Raw genomic sequence first — 18391 nt, 5'->3', positions numbered from 1 at the left:
ACCGCCCGCACCGAAGGAGCCCACCCGTGGCCGTACTGACACCGTCGCAGCCGGCGGCTGCGCCACCGGAGGAGCCGGCCGCGCCGCCGACGCCCGGCAGGAGCGGGGCAGACGCCCGCTTCGTCGTCCCCGGCGCCGCGCTCACCCTGCTCGCCGCGCTGCTGCTCGGCTTCGCCGCGAACCTCACCGTCCTCGGCCACATCGAGCACGCCCGCGCCCAGCAGACCGGCTTCGACACGCTCCGCCAGCAACTCGCCCTCGGCACCGCCCCGGTGGGACGGCTGGACGCCAACGGCAAGCAGGTCGGGCTCGGTTCGCCCGTCGCGGTGCTTCACATCCCGGCGATCGGGCTGCGCGAGGTCGTCTTCCAGGGCACCACGTCCGGCGTGCTCACCAAGGGTCCCGGGCACCTGCGCAACACCCCGCTGCCCGGGCAGCCCGGCACCAGCACCGTCCTCGGCCGCCAGTGGGGCTACGGCAGCCCCTTCAACCACCTCGACGAGCTGCACCCCGGCGACCCGATCACCGTCACGACCGGCCAGGGCCAGCAGCAGTACCGGGTGACCGGCATACGGCGGGCCGGCGACCCCGCGCCCACCGTGCTGCACACCGGGCAGGGCCGGCTCACCCTCATCACCGCGACCGGCGGCGCCTACACCCCGCACGGCGTGCTGCGCGTCGACGCCGACCTGACCAGCCCCGTGCAGCCGGGACCCGCCGCCGGCGGCGCCATCAGCACCGCCGAACGCCCGCTGGAGGGCGACCCGGCGGCCTGGCTGCCGGTGCTGCTGTGGCTCCAGGCGCTGCTCGTCGCCGTCGTCGCCGTCACCTGGGCCTTCCGCCGCTGGGGCCGCTGGCAGACCTGGATCGCCGGGCTGCCGGTGCTCACCGCGATCGTCGTCGCGCTGTCCGGCGCGGCCACCGAGCTGCTGCCGAACCTGCTCTGACCCCGCCCGCGCCACCGCGCCGGCCGGCGGCCCGCGCACAACCGAGGAGTACACCCGTATGTCCACCACCGACGAGACCGTCAAGCTCCCACCCGTCCCGGCCGGTTCACCGCCCGGACCCGCGCCGTCCCGGTCCGCGTCGCTCGAAGCCCGCGACATCTCCGCCTGGTTCGGCGACCACAAGGTCCTCGACCGGGTCTCGCTCACCATGCCCGCGCAGCGCGTCACCGCCCTCATCGGCCCGTCCGGCTGCGGCAAGTCCACCTTCCTGCGCATCCTCAACCGCATGCACGAGCTCATCGGCACCGCCTCGCTCGCCGGGCAGGTGCTGCTGGACGGCCAGGACATCTACGACCGCGGGCGCCGCATCACCCAGGCCCGCCGCGAGATCGGCATGGTCTTCCAGAAGCCCAACCCCTTCCCGGCGATGAGCATTTACGACAACGTGCTGGCCGGGCTGAAGATGAACGGCATCAAGGCCGGGCGCGCCGAACGCGACGACCTCGTCGAGGAGTGCCTGACCAAGGCCGGGCTGTGGCGCGAGGTCGCCGACCGGCTGCGGCAGCCCGGCGGCGCGCTGTCCGGCGGCCAGCAGCAACGCCTGTGCATCGCCCGCTCGTTGGCGGTACGGCCGCGGGTGCTGCTGATGGACGAGCCGTGCTCGGCGCTCGACCCGACGTCCACCCGGCGCATCGAGCAGACCATCGGCGAGCTGTCCGACGAGGTCACCATCGTCATCGTCACCCACAACATGCAGCAGGCGGCCCGGGTTTCGCACTCCTGCGCCTTCTTCCTGGCCGAACAGGGCACGCCCGGCGTGATCGTGGAGCACGGGCCGACCGAGACGATGTTCGGCAACCCGCAGGACGAACGCACGTCGGACTACGTCAACGGCCGCTTCGGCTGAGCGGGGGCGGTGCACATGGTGCTGCGCAGGCTTCCCCGGTGCGTACGGGCCGTGCCGGCGGCGCTGCTGGCCGCCGCGGCGGTGCTGACCGGGTGCGGGCACCCGCAGCCGCACCCGCACGCGTCGGCGGACGCGGTGCGCCCGGCCGGCGTCCGCGCGCCGGCCGCGGATACGGCGGGGGCCGGCCCCGCGGCGGACGCGCCCGGGACGCCGGGCGGGGCTGACCCGGCGGACGGCACCGGCGGGGCGGCGGGGCCGGGCGGCAACCTGCCGCTGCCGTACGCGGCCTCCGCGCCGCCCACCCTGCCGCCGGCGACCGCCGCGCCCCCGCGGAAGACGGCCACGCCCGCCGCCCGCACCCCTGCCGCGCCGCCCCAGCCCCCGCCGCCGCGCACCACCGCGCCCCGGGCACCCGCCAGGGCGGCGGCCACGCCCCGGCCGAGCGGCACGGCCTACCCGCCGGGCACGACCGTGCTGCACATCGGCACCTGGGAGCGCCCCGTGGTCCGCGGCGACCAGGCCACGATCGACCGCTGCACCTCCGCGGTGCTCTTCGCCGGCCCCGACCCGCTGCGGGCCGACGGCTACACCATGAAGACCTCGGTCATCGTCGGCCACGACTACTGCGGCTACGCGATCCTCGCGCCGCTGCGGATCGGCACGCACGTCACGCTCGACACCCCGCAGGGCACGCTCTCCTACCACGTCTACGCGAACTACATCACGCCCGGCCAGGGCGGCCCCGACAGCGGCCTGTACTGGGGCGACCTCACCCTGCAGACCTGCGTCGGCCCCGACACCGGCTTCAGCTACCTCATGCGGGACTGAGCGCGGGGCCGCCCCGGCTGGTGTGGGGCGGCCTTGGACCGGGTTCCGCCGGTGCGGGTCTGCCTGCCGGCCGGGGCGCACGGCGCTGCACGCCGCCAGGCCCGCGCCGCCGCCGGCGAGGTGGGGCGGGGGCGCGCGGTTCCGGAACCGGCGGGACCGGGTTCCGCCGGTGCGGGGTGGCCGGGTTGCGGGTTCGTTCGTGCGGGATTGAGCGTCGGGCCGCCCCGGTCGGCGGGGGGCGGCCTTGGACCGGGTTCCGCTGGTGCGGGTCTGTCTGCCGGGTTGTGGGTTCGTTCGTGCTCGACTGAGCGCCGTTTGCCGCCCCGGCTGGTGGGAGGGGGCGGCCTCGGACCGGGTCGCGCCGGTGCGGGTCTGCCTGCCGGCCGGGGCGCATGGCGCTGCACGCCGCCGCCGACTAGGCGGGACGGATACCGTGCCGGGTGGGCCCGGGCCCCGGGCTACAGGCCCGCCGCCGCGGCGAGCGCCTGCTTCAGGTCGGCCAGTAGCGCCGCCGCCCGCGCCCGGGCGTCCGGGACTTCGCCGGCCGCCGCCGGGACCACGACCTCCAGGTAGCACTTGATCTTCGGCTCGGTGCCGCTGGGCCGCACCACGATCCGCGCCGACGTCACGCCCTCGCCGGCCAGCCGGTAGCGCAGGCCGTCCGTGGGCGGGAGCCCGCCCGCGCCGTCCGCCAGGTCCTCGGCCGTCACGACGTCCAAGGCGGCCAGCGCGACCGGCGGCCGGGCGCGCAGCCGGGCCATCGCGTCGGCGATGAGCGAGAGGTCCGCGACCCGCGCGGAGAGCTGGTCGGTGGCGTGCAGGCCGTGCGCGACGGCCAGTTCGTCCAGCACGTCGGCCAACGTACGGCCCTGCGCCCGCAGTTCGGCCGCCATCTCGGCGATGAGCAGCGCCGCGGTGATGCCGTCCTTGTCGCGCACGCCCGCCGGGTCCACGCAGTAGCCGAGCGCCTCCTCGTAGCCGTACCGCAGGCCCGGCACGCGGGCGATCCACTTGAAGCCGGTGAGCGTGTCCTCGTAGCCGAGGCCGGCCGCGGCGGCGATCCGCGACAGCAGCGAGGAGGACACGATGCTCGCCGCGAACACGTCCCGGCCGGGGACGGCGACACCGCGCCGTACCAGATGCGCGGCGAGCAGCGCGCCCAGCTCGTCGCCGCGCAGCATCCGCCAGCCCGCGTCCGCGGCCGGGTCCGGGACGGCGACCGCGCACCGGTCGGCGTCCGGGTCGTTGGCGATCACCAGGTCCGGGGCGGCGTCCCGGGCGGTCTTGAACGCGAGGTCCATCGCCCCCGGCTCCTCCGGGTTGGGGAAGGCGACCGTGGGGAAGTCCGGGTCGGGCGCGGCCTGTTCGGCGACGGGCACGGGCGCGGGGAAGCCCGCGCGGGCGAAGGCGGCGGTCAGCGTCTCCAGGCCGACGCCGTGCAACGGCGTGTAGACGGTGGACAGTTCGCGTGCGCTCGCGGCGTCCAGGACGCCGGTCGCCCGCTCCAGATACGCCTCCAGCACGTCCTCGCCCAGGACTTCCCAGCCGTCCGCCGCGCGGGGCACGTCCGCGAGGGCGCCGATCGCGGCGATCTCCGCGGCGATACCGGCGTCGGCGGGCGGCACGATCTGGGAGCCGTCGCCGAGGTAGACCTTGTAGCCGTTGTCCTGCGGCGGGTTGTGGCTCGCGGTGACCATGACGCCGGCGTCCGCGCGCAGGTGGCGGATCGCGAAGGCCAGCACCGGGGTGGGCAGGGGGCGCGGGAGCAGGTACGCGCGCAGGCCCGCGCCCGTCATCACCGCGGCGGTGTCCCGGGCGAAGTCGTACGACTTGTGGCGGGCGTCGTACCCGATGACCGTGGCTGCGCCGCCGTGCGCCTTCAGATACGCCGCGAGGCCCGCGGCGGCCCTGATCACGACCGCGCGGTTCATTCGCATGGGGCCGGCGCCGAGTGCGCCCCGCAAGCCGGCGGTGCCGAACTCCAGGGTGCCGCTGAAGCGCTCTTCCAGAGCTGCGGTGTCGCCTGCGGCGAGCAACGCGATGAGCTCCGCTCGGGTTTCGGGGTCCGGGTCCTCCGCGGCCCACTTGCGCGCCCGCGCGCCCACGTCCTCCATCACACCACTCCCTCTCTCCGTCTACGCCCCGCCCTGCCCCATGCTGCTGCGCCGCGACCGCCCGCCGGGCGGGCTTGCCGCTCCGTTCTCCCCCAGCGCTTCGCCTGGGGGTACCCCCACGCAGCCCCTACGCTCCGGGCTGCCCCTTGCCGTTACGTTGCGATCTTCTCGCCGTGCGTGGCTGGTCGCGCAGTTCCCCGCGCCCCTGGTTTGTTGCCCTGCGCGGCAGAAGCATGCTCGCCGGGCCGACCGGCAGGCGCTTGCATCTGCGCGTGAGGGCAAGCATTTTCAGGGGCGCGGGGAACTGCGCGACCAGCCCACCACCGGCCGGAGATCGCGACGCCACCTCAAGGGGCAGCCCGGAGCGTAGGGGCGCGGGGAACGGCGCGGGCAACCGGCCACCGGCGGGGGGTCGCGGCGTCACAGGATCTGGCAGCTCCTGGCGCAATCGGCGGCTAACCCGAGCGGAGCTCATAGGCGGGCGAGGAGGTCGGCGAGGAGCGTGCCCATGCGGGTGGCGGATTCCCGGCCCGCGGCCAGGACCTCCTCGTGGTTGAGGGGCTCACCCGTCATCCCGGCGGCAAGGTTCGTGACCAGGGAGATGCCGAGCACCTCCGCCCCCGCCTCGCGCGCAGCGATCGCCTCCAGCGCGGTGGACATCCCCACCAGGTCGCCCCCGATCGCCCGGACCATGCCGATCTCCGCCGGAGTCTCGTAGTGCGGCCCGGGCAGCTGCACGTACACGCCCTCGTCGAGCGTGGGATCTATCTCGCGCGAGAGCGCCCGCAGCCGCGGCGAGTAGAGGTCCGTGAGGTCGACGAAGTTCGCCCCGACGATCGGCGAGACCGCCGTCATGTTGATGTGGTCGGCGATGAGCACCGGCTGCCCGGGCCGGTAGCCGGGGCGCAGCCCCCCGCAGCCGTTGGTGAGCACGATCGTCTTGCAGCCCGCGGCGACCGCGGTCCGCACCCCGTGCACGACGCTGCCGACCCCGCGGCCCTCGTACAGATGCGTGCGGCCCAGGAAGACCAGCGCGCGGACGCTTCCGATCCGGACGGAGCGCAGCCGGCCCGCGTGGCCGGCCACCGCGGGGGCGGGGAAGCCGGGCAGGTCGGTGATCGGCAGTTCGACGTCGGCGGTGCCCAGTTCGTCGGCGGCGGGCACCCATCCCGAGCCCATGACCAGGGCGACGTCGTGCGTCTGGGCGCCGGTCAGGGCACGCAGACGGTCGGCGGCGGCGTCGGCCGCGGCATAGGGATCGGGGTTCACGGAAGCGTTCACGCGCAGAGCGTAACCTGTTTCCGCCTACGCGCGTAGACGGCCCGGTGATCGACCGGTGGGAAAATCCTGACGTCGGACGATCGGCCCGCGACCGGCCGCCGGCCCCCCGGCCCTCCGCGACCGGCGCCACCCCGCCCTGAGCCCCGCCGCGACGCGGGGGAGAACCCTCAGCAGGGGCGCTTGCGCAGCTCCATCACGTAGTCGTGTGGCGCCCCCGCCGACTCCGCCGCGTCGGCGATCTCGCCGAGGTAGCGCGCGGACGGCAGCCCGCCCTCGTAGTCGTTGAGCACGTACAGCCATGCCGCGAGGTCCCCGTCGAGGGTGTGGACGCGTACCGTCGTCCGGCGGTAGATGCCCAGCGGCACGCCCTCCCAGTGGTCGAGGGAGTCCTCGTCCACCGGCGCGATGTCGTAGAGCCCGACGAAGACCTGGCTCGCCGGGTCCTCGACGACGGTCGCGAGCGCGCCCTCCCAGCCCATCTGCTCGCCGCCGAAGGTGAAGCGCCAGCCGTCCAGCCAGCCCGTGCCCCGCAGCGGGGAGTGCGGGGCGCGTCGGGTCATCAGCCGGGCGTCGAGGTTGCCGGCGTAGGCGGCGTAGAGCGACATGGGAACGAGGGTACGGGAGCGGCATCGGCCCGGCGTAAGGACGCACTTCGGGGGCGTGCGGGCGACCGCCGCCGCGGCGGCGTGCCCCGCGGCGGTGACAGCTTGGCGCGTGCGGGACAATGGGGTACGTGACAAGGATCGTGATCATCGGTGGCGGACCCGGCGGCTACGAGGCGGCGCTGGTGGCCGCCCAGCTCGGCGCGGAGGTGACGGTCGTGGACTGCGACGGCCTGGGCGGCGCGTCGGTGCTCACCGACTGCGTGCCGTCCAAGACCCTCATCGCCACCGCCGAGGTCATGACGACCTTCGACTCCTCCTACGAGGAACTCGGCATCATCGTCGCCGACGACACCCCGCCCCTGGAGGGCAGCGCCCGCGTCGTCGGCGTGGACCTGGGCAAGGTCAACCGCCGGGTCAAGCGCCTCGCGCTCGCCCAGTCGCACGACATCACCGCCTCCGTCACGCGCGCCGGCGCCACCGTGATGCGCGGGCGCGGCCGGCTGGAGGGCCCGCAGACCGCGGAGGGCACCCGTACGGTCGTCGTCACCGCGGCGGACGGCACCGAGCGGCGGCTGACCGCCGAGGCGGTGCTGATCGCGACCGGCGCACGGCCGCGCGAGCTGCCGGACGCGATGCCCGACGGCGAGCGGATCCTGAACTGGACGCAGGTCTACGACCTCGACGAGCTGCCGCGCGAGCTGATCGTGGTCGGCTCCGGCGTCACCGGCGCCGAGTTCGCCGGCGCGTACCAGGCGCTCGGCTCCAAGGTCACCCTGGTCTCCTCGCGCGACCGGGTGCTGCCCGGCGAGGACCCGGACGCGGCGGCCGTGCTGGAGGACGTCTTCCGGCGGCGCGGCATGAACGTGATGTCCCGCTCGCGCGCCCAGTCCGTCAAGAGGGCCGGCGACGGCGTGGAGGCCACCCTCACCGACGGCCGGGTCATCAGCGGCTCGCACTGCCTGATGGCGGTCGGCGCGATCCCCAACACCACGGGGATGGGCCTGGAGGAGGCGGGCGTGAAGCTCACCGAGTCCGGCCATGTGTGGACCGACAAGGTGTCGCGCACCAGCGCCTCGGGCGTGTACGCGGCCGGCGACGTCACCGGCATCTTCGCGCTCGCGTCCGTCGCGGCGATGCAGGGCCGGATCGCGATGTACCACTTCCTCGGCGACGCGGTCGCGCCGCTGAACCTCAAGACGGTCTCCTCGAACGTCTTCACCGACCCGGAGATCGCCACCGTCGGCTACACGCAGGCCGACGTCGACAGCGGCCGGATCGACGCGCGGCTGGTGAAGCTGCCGCTGCTGCGCAACCCGCGGGCGAAGATGCAGGGCATCAGGGACGGCTTCGTGAAGATCTTCTGCCGCCCCGGCACCGGCATCGTGGTCGGCGGGGTGGTCGTCGCGCCCCGGGCGAGCGAGCTGATCCACCCGATCTCGATCGCCGTCGACAACAACCTGACGGTCGAGCAGATCGCCAACGCCTTCACCGTCTACCCGTCGCTGTCGGGTTCGATCGCCGAGGTCGCCCGGCAGCTGCACAACCGCAAGGGGAGCGGTACGGACTGACGCGGCGGGCGGTCGTAAGCGAACATATGGTCGGCCCTTAGCACTTCACGGTCTGTTTCACGCGCAACTTCGCTCATCCGGTGCAAAACGCTGAAAGCAGCGACCTGTGGGGTTACTGTCGGTTTCGTGTTCGCTGCAGAACGTCGCCAGTTGATTTTGGAAATGGTGCGGGCCAACGGAGCGGTGTCGCTCCGCGAGCTCGCCCGCGTCGTCCAGACCTCCGAAGTGACCGTGCGCCGTGACGTGCGGGCGCTGGAGGCCGAAGGACTGCTGGACCGCAGGCACGGCGGTGCGGTCCTGCCGGGTGGCTTCACGCGTGAGTCCGGCTTCCCGCAGAAATCCCATCTCGCGACCGCGGAGAAGACGGCGATCGCCGATCTCGCGGCCACGCTCGTCGACGAGGGCGAGGCCATCGTCGTCGGCGCGGGCACGACCACGCAGGAGCTGGCCAGACGGCTCGCCCGGGTGCCCGGGCTCACCGTCGTGACCAACTCGCTGCTGGTCGCGCAGGCGCTCGCGCACGCCAACCGGGTCGAGGTCGTCATGACCGGCGGGACGCTGCGCGGCTCCAACTACGGCCTGGTCGGCAGTGGCGCCGAGCAGTCGTTGCAGGGGCTGCGGGTCTCCCGGGCGTTCCTGTCCGGCGCGGGGCTGACCGCGGAGCGCGGCCTCTCCACGTCCAACATGCTCGCGGCGAGCGTGGACCGGGCGCTCGTGCAGGCCGCGGCGGAGGTCGTGGTGCTGGCCGACCACACGAAGCTGGGCTCCGACACGATGTTCCAGACGGTGCCGACGGATGTCATCACGCATCTGGTCACCGATGAGCCGCCGGCCGGCGAGGAGCGCGCGGCGACGGAGCTCCAGGCTCTCGCCGACAGGGGGGTACAACTCGCCGTCGCCCCGGCCGCCTGCCCCGACGCGGGGCCCCCGCGGGAGCTTCCCGCGCCTCGCCGCTCACATCCGCTTCGGCCGCCGACCGTGCCACGCCTGGCGGACCTGCGCCCGCACTAGGCCCCCCTCGCCGGGGTCAGGATGCCGTTGATCGCGAGGTTCCAGAGGCGGTCGAAGGTGTCGCGGTCCTCGGGGTTCTTCTCGGCCGCCAGGACGAGGGCCGAGGTGAGTTTGAGCAGGTCGCCCATGCCGGCGTCGGGGCGGATCGCGCCGGACTCCTTCGCGCGGGTCAGGAGCGCGCCGCCCGCCTGGTGGAGGCGGGTCTTGCACTGGAGCATCTCGCCGTCGCCCGCCGCCATGATCTGCGCGGACATGCCGCGGTACGCGCCGGAGTGCACGGCCACCGCCTTGAGCCAGGCGAAGAGGGCCTGCGCCGGGTCCTCCTCGGCCATCAGCAGCTGCGCGCGGTCGGTGAGCGAGTCCAGCTCGCGGACGAAGACCGCGCTCATCAGCGCCGTGCGGTCGGGGAAGTGCCGGTAGAGCGTGCCGATGCCGACCCCGGCGTGCTTGGCGATGTCCTCCAGGGCGACGTCCGTGCCGTGCACGATGAACGCCTGCCTGGCCTCCTCCAGCAGCCGGTCGTAGTTGCGCTGCGCGTCTGCCCGCATGCCGTCCTGCCTCCCGGTGCCGGTTCCGGGGCGCTTCCCCGAAACCGATTGTAGAACCGGAGGTTGTCTCCGTATAGTTTCCGGAGACGTCCTCCGTTTGTACCTCTCCGCTGGAGGCTTGACCAGTCATGTCCACGCACGTCCTGCGCGACCAGACCCCGGCGACGGACAAGCCGCCGGCACCCTCCCGCCTGCACTCATTCTTCGCCCTCGCCGCCATCGTCGGAACCCAGCTGATGCTGCTGCTCGACGCCACCGTGGTGAACGTCGCCCTGCCGGGCATCGGCACCCACCTCGGCTTCTCGGCCACCGGCATGTCCTGGGTGCTCAACGTCTACACGCTGGCCTTCGGCGGCCTGCTGCTGCTCGGCAGCCGCATCGGCGACCTCATCGGGCGGCGGACCGCGCTGGTGTGGGGCGTGACCGCCTTCACGCTGGCCTCGATAGCCGGCGGCGTCGCCAACGACTCCACCACGCTGCTGGTCGCCCGCGGCTTCCAGGGCGCCGCAGCCGCCCTCGCCGCGCCCAGCACGCTCGCCCTGATCGCCACCTCCTTCCGGGAGGGCGCCGAGCGCAACCGCGCGCTCAGCGTCTTCTCGGCGATCTCCGGCGCCGGCTCCGCGGTCGGCCTGACCGTCGGCGGCATGCTCACCGACTGGGGCTCATGGCGCTGGGTGTTCTTCGTCAACATCCCGGTCGGCGTGGCGATCGTGCTGCTCGCGCCGCGCTTCATCAACGAGACCCAGCGGCACCGCGGCGGTCGCTTCGACGTCGCCGGCGCGCTCACCGGCACCCTCGGCATGGCCTCGCTGGTCTACGCCTTCATCCGGGTGGCCGAGAGCAGCTGGACCGACGCCCGGGCGCTGGCCACCTTCGGCGTCGCGGTCGCCCTGCTGGCGTCGTTCCTGGTCAACGAGACGCGGGTGGAGCGCCCCCTGGTGGTGCTGCGGTTGTTCGCCGACCGCAACCGGGCGCTGGCGTACGGGGTCATGATGATGCTGCCCGCCGGGATGTTCGGCGTCTTCTACTTCGCCACCCAGTACCTGCAGACCTACCTCGGCTACAGCCCGCTCAGGACCGGCTTCGCCTTCCTGCCGATGGCGGGCCCGCTCTTCCTCGCCGCCCGGCTCGCCCCGCGCCTGCTCGCCCGGTTCGGCGCCAAGCGGGTCGCGGCGACCGGCACGAGCCTGAGCCTGCTGGGCGGACTGTGGCTCACCCAGCTGAGCGCGTCGGACGGTTACGCACGCGGCATCCTGCCCTCGCTCGTCCTCATGGGCGTCGGCATGGGCTGGACGATGATGCCGCTCAACACCTTCATCCTGTCCGGTGTCGAGCCCAAGGACGCCGGCTCCGCCTCCGGGCTGCTCCAGACCAGCCAGCAGATCGGCGGCACGCTCGGCCTGTCGGTGCTCGTCACCGTCTTCGGCACGGTCTCCCGACACCACCACGCCGACCCGTTCATCCACGGCGCCGCCGCCGCGTTCACCCTCGCCGCGGTCCTGACCGGCGTGTCGCTCGTGCTCATCCTGCTGCTGCGGCAGCCGTCCCGGGCGGCCCTGCGCGGCTGACGGCACACCCGCGGTACGTCCACACGCGCGCGGCGCGGCTCCCGGAGAGGGGATGCCGCGCCGCGCGCGTACCGTACGACGGGCTCTGTGCCCGGCGGTTCAGTCCTTGATCTCGCAGATCACCGCGCCGGAGGACACCGAGGCGCCGACGTCCGCCTTCAGGCCGATGACGGTGCCGGAGCGGTGCGCGTTGAGCGGCTGCTCCATCTTCATCGCCTCCAGGACGACGATCAGATCGCCCTCGCTGACCTGCTGGCCCTCCTCCACCGCGACCTTGACGATGGTGCCCTGCATGGGCGAGGACAGCGAGTCGCCGGAGACCGCCGCGGTCGCCCGGGTCGTGGCGCGCCGCTTGGGCTTGGCGCCCGCGGCCAGCCCCGTACGGGCCAGCGTCATGCCCAGCGACGCGGGCAGCGACACCTCCAGGCGCTTGCCGCCGACCTCGACGACGACCGTCTCGCGGCCGGGGCCCTCCTCGTCGTCCACCGCGGGACCGGTGAACGGCGGGATCGTGTTGACGAACTCGGTCTCGATCCACCGGGTGTGGACGGTGAACGGGCCCTGCGGCGGCGCGAACGCCGGGTCGCGGACCACCGCGCGGTGGAACGGGATCGCGGTCGCCATGCCCTCGACCTGGAACTCCTCCAGCGCGCGGGACGCCCGCTGGAGCGCCTGCTCGCGGGTGGCGCCGGTGACGACCAGCTTGGCCAGCAGCGAGTCCCACGCCGGGCCGATGACGCTGCCGGACTCCACGCCCGCGTCCAGCCGCACGCCCGGGCCGCTCGGCGGGCTGAACCGCGTCACGGTGCCGGGGGCGGGCAGGAAGTTGCGGCCCGGGTCCTCGCCGTTGATGCGGAACTCGAAGGAGTGGCCGCGCAGCGGCGGGTCGTCGTAGCCCAGCTCCTCGCCGTCGGCGATCCGGAACATCTCGCGCACCAGGTCGATGCCCGAGACCTCCTCGGTGACCGGGTGCTCCACCTGGAGGCGGGTGTTGACCTCAAGGAAGGAGATCGTGCCGTCCTGCCCGACCAGGAACTCGCAGGTGCCCGCGCCCTCGTAGCCCGCCTCGCGGAGGATCGCCTTGGACGCGGCGTACAGCTGCGCGTTCTGCTCCTGGCTCAGATACGGGGCCGGGGCCTCCTCGACCAGCTTCTGATGGCGGCGCTGGAGCGAGCAGTCACGCGTGGAGACCACCACGACGTTGCCGTGCTTGTCGGCCAGGCACTGCGTCTCCACATGCCGCGGCCGGTCCAGGTAGCGCTCCACGAAGCACTCGCCGCGGCCGAAGGCGGCGACCGCCTCGCGCACCGCGGAGTCGTACAGCTCCGGGACCTCCTCCAGCGTGCGGGCCACCTTCAGGCCGCGCCCGCCGCCGCCGAAGGCGGCCTTGATGGCGATCGGCAGGCCGTGCTCCTTCGCGAAGGCCACGACCTCCTCCGCGCCGGACACCGGGTCGGGCGTGCCGGCCACGAGCGGGGCGCCGGCCCGCTGGGCGATGTGCCGGGCGGCGACCTTGTCGCCGAGGTCCCGGATCGCCTGCGGCGGCGGGCCGATCCAGTTCAGCCCGGCGTCCAGCACGGCCTGCGCGAACTCGGCGTTCTCCGACAGGAAGCCGTAGCCGGGGTGCACCGCGTCGGCACCGGCCTCCGCCGCCGCCGCGAGCACCTTCGCGATGTCCAAGTAGCTGGTGGCCGGTGTGTCGCCGCCCAGTGCGTACGCCTCGTCGGCCGCCCGGACATGCAGCGCGTCCCGGTCGGGGTCGGCGTAGACGGCTACGCTGGCGATCCCCGCGTCCCGGCAGGCACGGGCGACCCGTACTGCGATTTCACCGCGGTTGGCGATGAGCACCTTGCGCACGATGGCTCCCTCCATGAAACAAGCCGAGTTTAGGTACTGGCCACACTCGATGCCGAGGCACCCCTGCACGTGAGCTTGCCCACACGGAGTGTGACCCCTTGGCCACCGGCCCCCGTGAACGCCTGCTCAGTCCACGGTACGGCCCCGCTCCCGCCGATGTCCCGCACTACCGGCCGTGGACGACATCTCGCTCGAAGTCCGTGCACGGAGTTGACGTTCTTTTGTGGGAACCCCACGAATAGTGTGCGCAAAGTTTGCCGCCGGGGCCGTCCGGGCGAGTGATCCGGCGCGGGCGTGTCGCGGCTTTTGGCGCGCTTTGCGGACGGCTTCACGGCGCTCTTTACGCGGGACTTGCTGCCGGCCTGGCCCGGCTTTGCGCCAACCCTTGCCGCCTGTCTTACCCGTGAGTAGCCTGCGACGCGTCGGAACGGGTCGCGGGCGGAGGGGGACGGCGTGCGCAGAGGGACAGCCATAGCGGCGGCCGTGGTCCTGGTGCTCGAAGCCATCGCGATCGCCTTCGTCAACTGGATACTCGGCCTGGCCGTGCACCATCAGAACATGTCGGTCGCCGGACTTGATCCGGACGCGATGGCCGTCGGCTCGTGGGTCGCTGGCGGCGTCTTCGCGCTCTATCTGCTGCTGTGCGCATGGCTCGTGGCGAGGATCGCCCACCGCCAGGAGATGGTGGGGCGGTTCGGCCGGATCGTGCTCATCGTCTGCGCGGTTGTCCACGGCGTCCTTGGCGCGGTCGTGGTGGGCCTCGTCGGCTGGTGGGCGTTTGCCGCGCTGATGGTCGTCCTGGGGCTGCTGGTGGGCACGCTGGTGCTCTACGCGCCCGAGGACGAGCCCGGCCCCGCGGCCCCGCCGCCGCCCGCGGGCGAGCCGACGGGGGAGCCCGCCTAGCGCTAGATCCACAAATCGGTGATGCGCACGCCCAACTCCGCGAGCAGCGCGCGCAGCAGCGGCAGGGACAGGCCGATGACGTTGCCCGGGTCGCCGTCGATGCCGTCCACGAAGGGCGCCGACCTGCCGTCCAGGGTGAACGCCCCCGCCACGTGCAGCGGTTCGCCGCTGGCCACGTACGCCGCGATCTCCGCGTCGTCGGGGCGCCCGAACCGTACGGTCGTCGAGGCCGTCGCCGAGACCTGGCGGCCGGTCGCCCGGTCGATCACGCAGTGCCCGGTCCGCAGCACACCCGCCCGGCCGCGCATCGCCTGCCAGCGGGCGGTGGCCTCCGCGGCGTCCGCGGGCTTGCCGAGCGCCTGCCCGTCCAGCTCCAGGACCGAGTCGCAGCCCACCACGATCTCGTCGCCGGGCCCGCCGTCCAGCATCCCGCCGCCCGCGACCGCCGCCGCCTTGGCCTCCGCCAGCACCCGGGCCAGCTCCGCCGGGGTGTCCGCGGCGATCGCGTCCTCGTCCACGCCGCTGACGACCACCCGCGGGTCGAGCCCGGCCTGCTTGAGCAGGCCCAGCCGGGCGGGCGAGGCGGAGGCGAGCACGAGCACACGGGGGGTCGAGGTCATCGCACCATCGTAGGCGGCGGCCGGGGCCGGCCCGGCGCGGCCGTGCGCTCACACCCACCAGGTCGCACAGCCCATGAGCAGGCCCGCCACCACCGCCGCGACCACCATCGCCCGGCGCAGCATCAGCAGCGCGTGCCGGGTGTCCTCGTCGGGCTCGTCGCGTCGTTGGTCATCGGGCCAGAGCATGCATTCCAGGGTGCTCCGGGCGGCGGCGCGGCGCCTGAGTACGCGTACTCAAGCGGAATGACCCGCTCGGGCTCTTGCCCTCCCTGCTCTCACGCCCCACCGGTCACGCGAATCCCCCCGGCCACGCCGACATCCGCCAGGCGCCCGGCGCCGGACGGGGCAGCGTACGCGGCAGGTTGCGGGCCGGGGCCGACCACGGCGACGAGCCCGGCGCCGGCTCCTCCTGCCGCCCGGCCTCCGCCGCCGCGGCCCGCGCCTGCACCAGCGCCACCACCGCCGCGAGCTCCTCCGGCGTCGGAAGGCCGCGCTCCACCTTGATCTCCACCGCACCGCTCCTCATCGCTCGCGTGCCCGTGCACAGCCCCTGCAAAGCCCCTGCTACAGCGGGATGTTGCCGTGCTTCTTCGGCGGCAGGCTCTCCCGCTTGGTGCGCAACGCCCGCAGCGCCTTGACCAGTTGGGCCCGGGTCTGGGAGGGCGCGATCACCGCGTCCATGTACCCGCGCTCGGCGGCGATGTACGGGTTGAGCAGCGTGTCCTCGTAGTCCGCGATCAGGTCGGCCCGCAACTCGTCGGCCGCCTCCGGGCTCTCGGCCTCGGCGAGGGTGCGGCGGTGCAGGATGTTGACCGCGCCCTGCGCGCCCATGACCGCGATCTGCGCCGTCGGCCAGGCCAGGTTGAGGTCCGCGCCCAGGTGCTTGGAGCCCATCACGTCGTACGCGCCGCCGTACGCCTTGCGGGTCACGATGGTGATGAGCGGCACCGTCGCCTCGGCGTAGGCGTAGATCAGCTTGGCGCCGCGGCGGATGATGCCGTCCCACTCCTGGCTGGTGCCCGGCAGGAAACCGGGGACGTCCACGAAGGTCACCACCGGCACGTTGAAGCTGTCGCAGGTACGGACGAAGCGCGCGGCCTTCTCCGACGCCTTGATGTCCAGGCAACCGGCGAAGTGCAGCGGCTGGTTGGCCACCACGCCCACCGGCCGGCCCTCGATCCGCCCGAAGCCGGTCACGATGTTCTGGGCGTAGAGCGCCTGCGTCTCCAGGAACTCCCCGTCGTCCAGGACGTGTTCGATCACCTTGTGCATGTCGTACGGCTGGTTCGCCGAGTCCGGGATGAGCGTGTCCAGCTCCAGGTCCTCCGCGGTGACCGCCAGTTCCGCGGCGGCGGCGAAGGAGGGCGGCTCCTCCAGGTTGTTGCTCGGCAGGTACGACAGCAGCGCCTTGACGTACTCGAAGGCGTCCTTCTCGTCGCCGGCCAGGTGATGGGCGTTGCCCGAGGTGGAGTTGTGGGTGCGCGCGCCGCCCAGTTCCTCCATGCCGACGTCCTCGCCGGTCACCGTCTTGATCACGTCGGGCCCGGTGATGAACATGTGCGAGGTCCGGTCGACCATGACCACGAAGTCGGTGATCGCCGGGGAGTAGACCGCGCCGCCCGCGCACGGGCCCATGATGAGGCTGATCTGCGGGATGACGCCCGAGGCATGGGTGTTGCGGCGGAAGATCTCGCCGTACAGGCCCAGCGAGACCACGCCCTCCTGGATGCGGGCGCCGCCGGAGTCGTTGATGCCGATGACCGGGCAGCCGGTCTTCAGCGCGAAGTCCATGACCTTGACGATCTTCTCGCCGAACACCTCGCCGAGTGCGCCGCCGAAGACCGTGAAGTCCTGCGAGAAGACCGCGACCGGGCGGCCCTCGATCGTGCCGTAGCCGGTCACGACACCGTCGCCGTACGGGCGGTTGGCCTCCAGGCCGAAGTTCGTCGAGCGGTGCCGGGCCAGCTCGTCCAGCTCGGTGAACGAGCCGTCGTCCAGCAGCAGTTCGATCCGCTCCCGGGCGGTCAGCTTGCCCTTCGCGTGCTGCTTGGCCACCGCGCGCTGCGAACCCGCGTGGTCCGCCGAGTCGATGCGGTGCCGCAGGTCGGCGAGCTTGCCCGCGGTGGTGTGGATGTCGTAGTCCGGCTCGGCCATGGAAGGCGGCTCTCCTGCTCTCGGCGGCGGTACGCGCCCGGCGGCGTCGCGCTGGGCCGCGCTGCCGCCTGCTGGAACGGACGCTTCTTAGCTTCTTAACTGGTGAGTAACGCTGTGTTCCGTAGCGTATCGGCGACGCTGCGGTACGGGGGGCCGCGGGCACTGCGGCGTTCACCACAGTGCACCACCGCGAACGCGCTGCGCGCGCTGCCCGCGCCGTGCGGCGCCCCGGCGTGTCACGCAGGCGGCGCGGACGCGCGCCGCCGTCGCGCGGACCGGCCCGCGGCCCGGTGCGGTGTGCGGCGCTCAGCCGGGCGCGGGTGCGCCGGCGTCGTGCGGTCCGGGCCACGTGTGCGGGTGTGCGGTGCTCGCCCGGGGGCGGGTGCGTCGGCGTCGTGCGGTCCGGGCCGGGGCTCTGTGCGGGTGTGCGGTGCTCGCCCGGGCGCGGGCGCGGGCGCGTCGGCGTCGTGCGGTCCGGGCCGCGGCCCGGTGCGGGTGTGCGGTGCTCTCCCGCGCTCACCGGCGGGGCCGCGCGCGCTCATAGGCTGGGGGCATGACGCCAAGCCGCTGGTCCGACCTCGACCGACCGCCGCTCAACGAGGCGGCGCTGCGCCGCGCCGTGGTCGGCTCCCCGCTGTGGACCTCGCTCGACGTGGTGCAGGACACCGGCTCCACCAACAGCGACCTCGCCGCGCGGGCCGCCGGCGGCGCGGCGGAGGGCGCGGTGCTGGTCGCCGAGCAGCAGACCGCCGGGCGCGGCCGGCTGGACCGGCGGTGGAGCGCGCCGCCGCGCTCGGGCCTGTTCTTCTCCGTCCTGCTCCGTCCGGGTGAGCCCGGCACGTACGGCGGTCCGGTGCCGGTGCACCGCTGGGGGTGGCTGCCGCTGCTCGCCGGGGTCGCCACCGCGACCGCCCTGTCACGTATCGCGGGCGTCGACACCGCCCTCAAATGGCCCAACGACCTGCTCGTGACCGTCGACGGCGCCGAGCGCAAGGCCGGCGGCATCCTCGCCGAGCGCACCGGCGAGGCCGGAGTCGTCGTCGGCATCGGCATCAACGTCACCCTGCGTGAGGCCGAACTGCCCGTCCCCACCGCCGCCTCGCTCGCCCTGGCCGGCGCCGCCGTCACCGACCGCGACCCGCTGCTGCGGGCGGTGCTGCGCTCGCTCGCCGAGTGGTACGACTCCTGGCGCGCGGCCGGCGGCGACCCGGCCGACTCCCGGCTCCAGCAGACCTACGCCGCCGGCTGCGCCACCCTCGGCCGCCAGGTACGGGCCGAACTGCCCGGCGGGCGCGAGCTGTCCGGCACGGCGGTCGCCGTCGACGGCGACGGGCGGCTGGTGATCGCCGGCCCCGAGGGCGAGCAGCCGGTCGGCGCCGGCGACGTGGTCCACCTGCGCCCGGCCGGGTGAGCCCCGCCCCGCCCTGTCCGGCAGCCGGGCCCGCCCGATGAGAGTGAGCTGCGGCACACCTGCCGTATC

Annotated in this window: 17 protein-coding genes; 8 read left to right on the top strand and 9 right to left on the bottom strand. The window is 73.7% G+C overall.

Annotated features, from left to right (window positions below; translation table 11 throughout):
• Positions 1–26 precede the first annotated feature (26 nt).
• The 3 genes from HCN08_RS04570 to HCN08_RS04560 are packed head-to-tail and all read left to right on the top strand — an operon-like array spanning position 27 to position 2682.
• Positions 27–947, top strand: a complete 921-nt coding sequence (locus HCN08_RS04570; protein ID WP_167981531.1) for a sortase — start codon at positions 27–29, stop codon at positions 945–947.
• 58 nt (positions 948–1005) lie between these two features.
• Positions 1006–1854 carry a phosphate ABC transporter ATP-binding protein gene (locus HCN08_RS04565; RefSeq protein WP_167981530.1) on the top strand — a complete coding sequence of 283 codons (849 nt, stop codon included), beginning with the start codon at positions 1006–1008 and terminating at the stop codon, positions 1852–1854.
• Positions 1855–1869: 15 nt separating this feature from the next.
• A complete protein-coding gene (locus HCN08_RS04560; protein WP_167981529.1) occupies positions 1870–2682 on the top strand; it encodes a hypothetical protein in 813 nt (270 codons plus the stop codon).
• 458 nt (positions 2683–3140) lie between these two features.
• Here HCN08_RS04560 and HCN08_RS04555 read toward each other — a convergent pair whose 3' ends face one another.
• From HCN08_RS04555 to HCN08_RS04545, 3 genes are all read right to left on the bottom strand, one after another.
• The gene (locus HCN08_RS04555) at positions 3141–4796 is read right to left on the bottom strand and encodes a phospho-sugar mutase (protein WP_167981528.1); all 1656 of its coding nucleotides are present in this window, start codon (positions 4794–4796) and stop codon (positions 3141–3143) included.
• A 471-nt stretch (positions 4797–5267) separates the two neighbouring features.
• On the bottom strand, positions 5268–6077 hold the full coding sequence (locus HCN08_RS04550; protein ID WP_167981527.1) for a purine-nucleoside phosphorylase: 810 nt from the start codon (positions 6075–6077) through the stop codon (positions 5268–5270).
• Positions 6078–6244: 167 nt separating this feature from the next.
• Complete coding sequence (locus HCN08_RS04545) at positions 6245–6682, bottom strand: gamma-glutamylcyclotransferase (RefSeq protein ID WP_167981526.1); 438 nt, start codon at positions 6680–6682, stop codon at positions 6245–6247.
• A 119-nt stretch (positions 6683–6801) separates the two neighbouring features.
• On the opposite strand from HCN08_RS04545, the gene HCN08_RS04540 reads away from it, so the two are divergent.
• Together HCN08_RS04540 and HCN08_RS04535 are read left to right on the top strand one after the other, a co-directional pair.
• The gene (locus tag HCN08_RS04540) at positions 6802–8250 is read left to right on the top strand and encodes an NAD(P)H-quinone dehydrogenase (RefSeq protein WP_167981525.1); all 1449 of its coding nucleotides are present in this window, start codon (positions 6802–6804) and stop codon (positions 8248–8250) included.
• A gap of 162 nt (positions 8251–8412) precedes the next feature.
• Positions 8413–9261, top strand: coding sequence for a DeoR/GlpR family DNA-binding transcription regulator (locus HCN08_RS04535; protein ID WP_240969784.1), 849 nt, complete (start codon positions 8413–8415; stop codon positions 9259–9261).
• On the opposite strand, the gene HCN08_RS04530 is transcribed toward HCN08_RS04535, so the two are convergent.
• A complete protein-coding gene (locus HCN08_RS04530) occupies positions 9258–9809 on the bottom strand; it encodes a TetR/AcrR family transcriptional regulator (RefSeq protein WP_167981524.1) in 552 nt (183 codons plus the stop codon). The two genes, HCN08_RS04535 and HCN08_RS04530, sit on opposite strands and share 4 nt — an antisense overlap.
• Before the next feature lie 128 nt (positions 9810–9937).
• On the opposite strand from HCN08_RS04530, the gene HCN08_RS04525 reads away from it, so the two are divergent.
• Entirely contained in the window at positions 9938–11377 is a 1440-nt protein-coding gene (locus tag HCN08_RS04525) for an MFS transporter (protein ID WP_167981523.1), read from the top strand.
• A gap of 99 nt (positions 11378–11476) precedes the next feature.
• Here HCN08_RS04525 and HCN08_RS04520 read toward each other — a convergent pair whose 3' ends face one another.
• Complete coding sequence (locus HCN08_RS04520) at positions 11477–13234, bottom strand: acetyl/propionyl/methylcrotonyl-CoA carboxylase subunit alpha (protein ID WP_167981669.1); 1758 nt, start codon at positions 13232–13234, stop codon at positions 11477–11479.
• A gap of 453 nt (positions 13235–13687) precedes the next feature.
• On the opposite strand from HCN08_RS04520, the gene HCN08_RS04515 reads away from it, so the two are divergent.
• Positions 13688–14137: a hypothetical protein gene (locus HCN08_RS04515; protein WP_206318323.1), complete on the top strand. Its 450-nt coding sequence runs from the start codon at positions 13688–13690 to the stop codon at positions 14135–14137.
• 2 nt (positions 14138–14139) lie between these two features.
• Here HCN08_RS04515 and HCN08_RS04510 read toward each other — a convergent pair whose 3' ends face one another.
• From HCN08_RS04510 to HCN08_RS04495, 4 genes are all read right to left on the bottom strand, one after another.
• Positions 14140–14757: a nucleoside triphosphate pyrophosphatase gene (locus HCN08_RS04510; protein WP_167981522.1), complete on the bottom strand. Its 618-nt coding sequence runs from the start codon at positions 14755–14757 to the stop codon at positions 14140–14142.
• 48 nt (positions 14758–14805) lie between these two features.
• Entirely contained in the window at positions 14806–14943 is a 138-nt protein-coding gene (gene mmpB / locus HCN08_RS04505; protein ID WP_167981521.1) for a morphogenic membrane protein MmpB, read from the bottom strand.
• Between the two features lie 103 nt (positions 14944–15046).
• A complete protein-coding gene (locus HCN08_RS04500) occupies positions 15047–15268 on the bottom strand; it encodes an acyl-CoA carboxylase epsilon subunit (RefSeq protein ID WP_322974222.1) in 222 nt (73 codons plus the stop codon).
• Positions 15269–15321: 53 nt separating this feature from the next.
• Positions 15322–16911 (bottom strand): acyl-CoA carboxylase subunit beta, encoded by a 1590-nt coding sequence (locus HCN08_RS04495; protein ID WP_167981519.1) that lies wholly within the window; start codon positions 16909–16911, stop codon positions 15322–15324.
• Positions 16912–17464: 553 nt separating this feature from the next.
• Between HCN08_RS04495 and HCN08_RS04490 the strand changes: the two genes are divergently transcribed.
• Complete coding sequence (locus HCN08_RS04490) at positions 17465–18322, top strand: biotin--[acetyl-CoA-carboxylase] ligase (protein ID WP_167981518.1); 858 nt, start codon at positions 17465–17467, stop codon at positions 18320–18322.
• The last annotated feature ends 69 nt before the right edge of the window (positions 18323–18391 follow it).

The sequence above is a fragment of the Actinacidiphila epipremni genome, from assembly GCF_012034175.1.
In the GTDB taxonomy this organism is placed as follows: domain Bacteria; phylum Actinomycetota; class Actinomycetes; order Streptomycetales; family Streptomycetaceae; genus Actinacidiphila; species Actinacidiphila epipremni.
The sequence above is the reverse complement of the archived record's forward strand: the minus strand, read 5'-3'. Positions and strand labels throughout refer to the sequence as shown.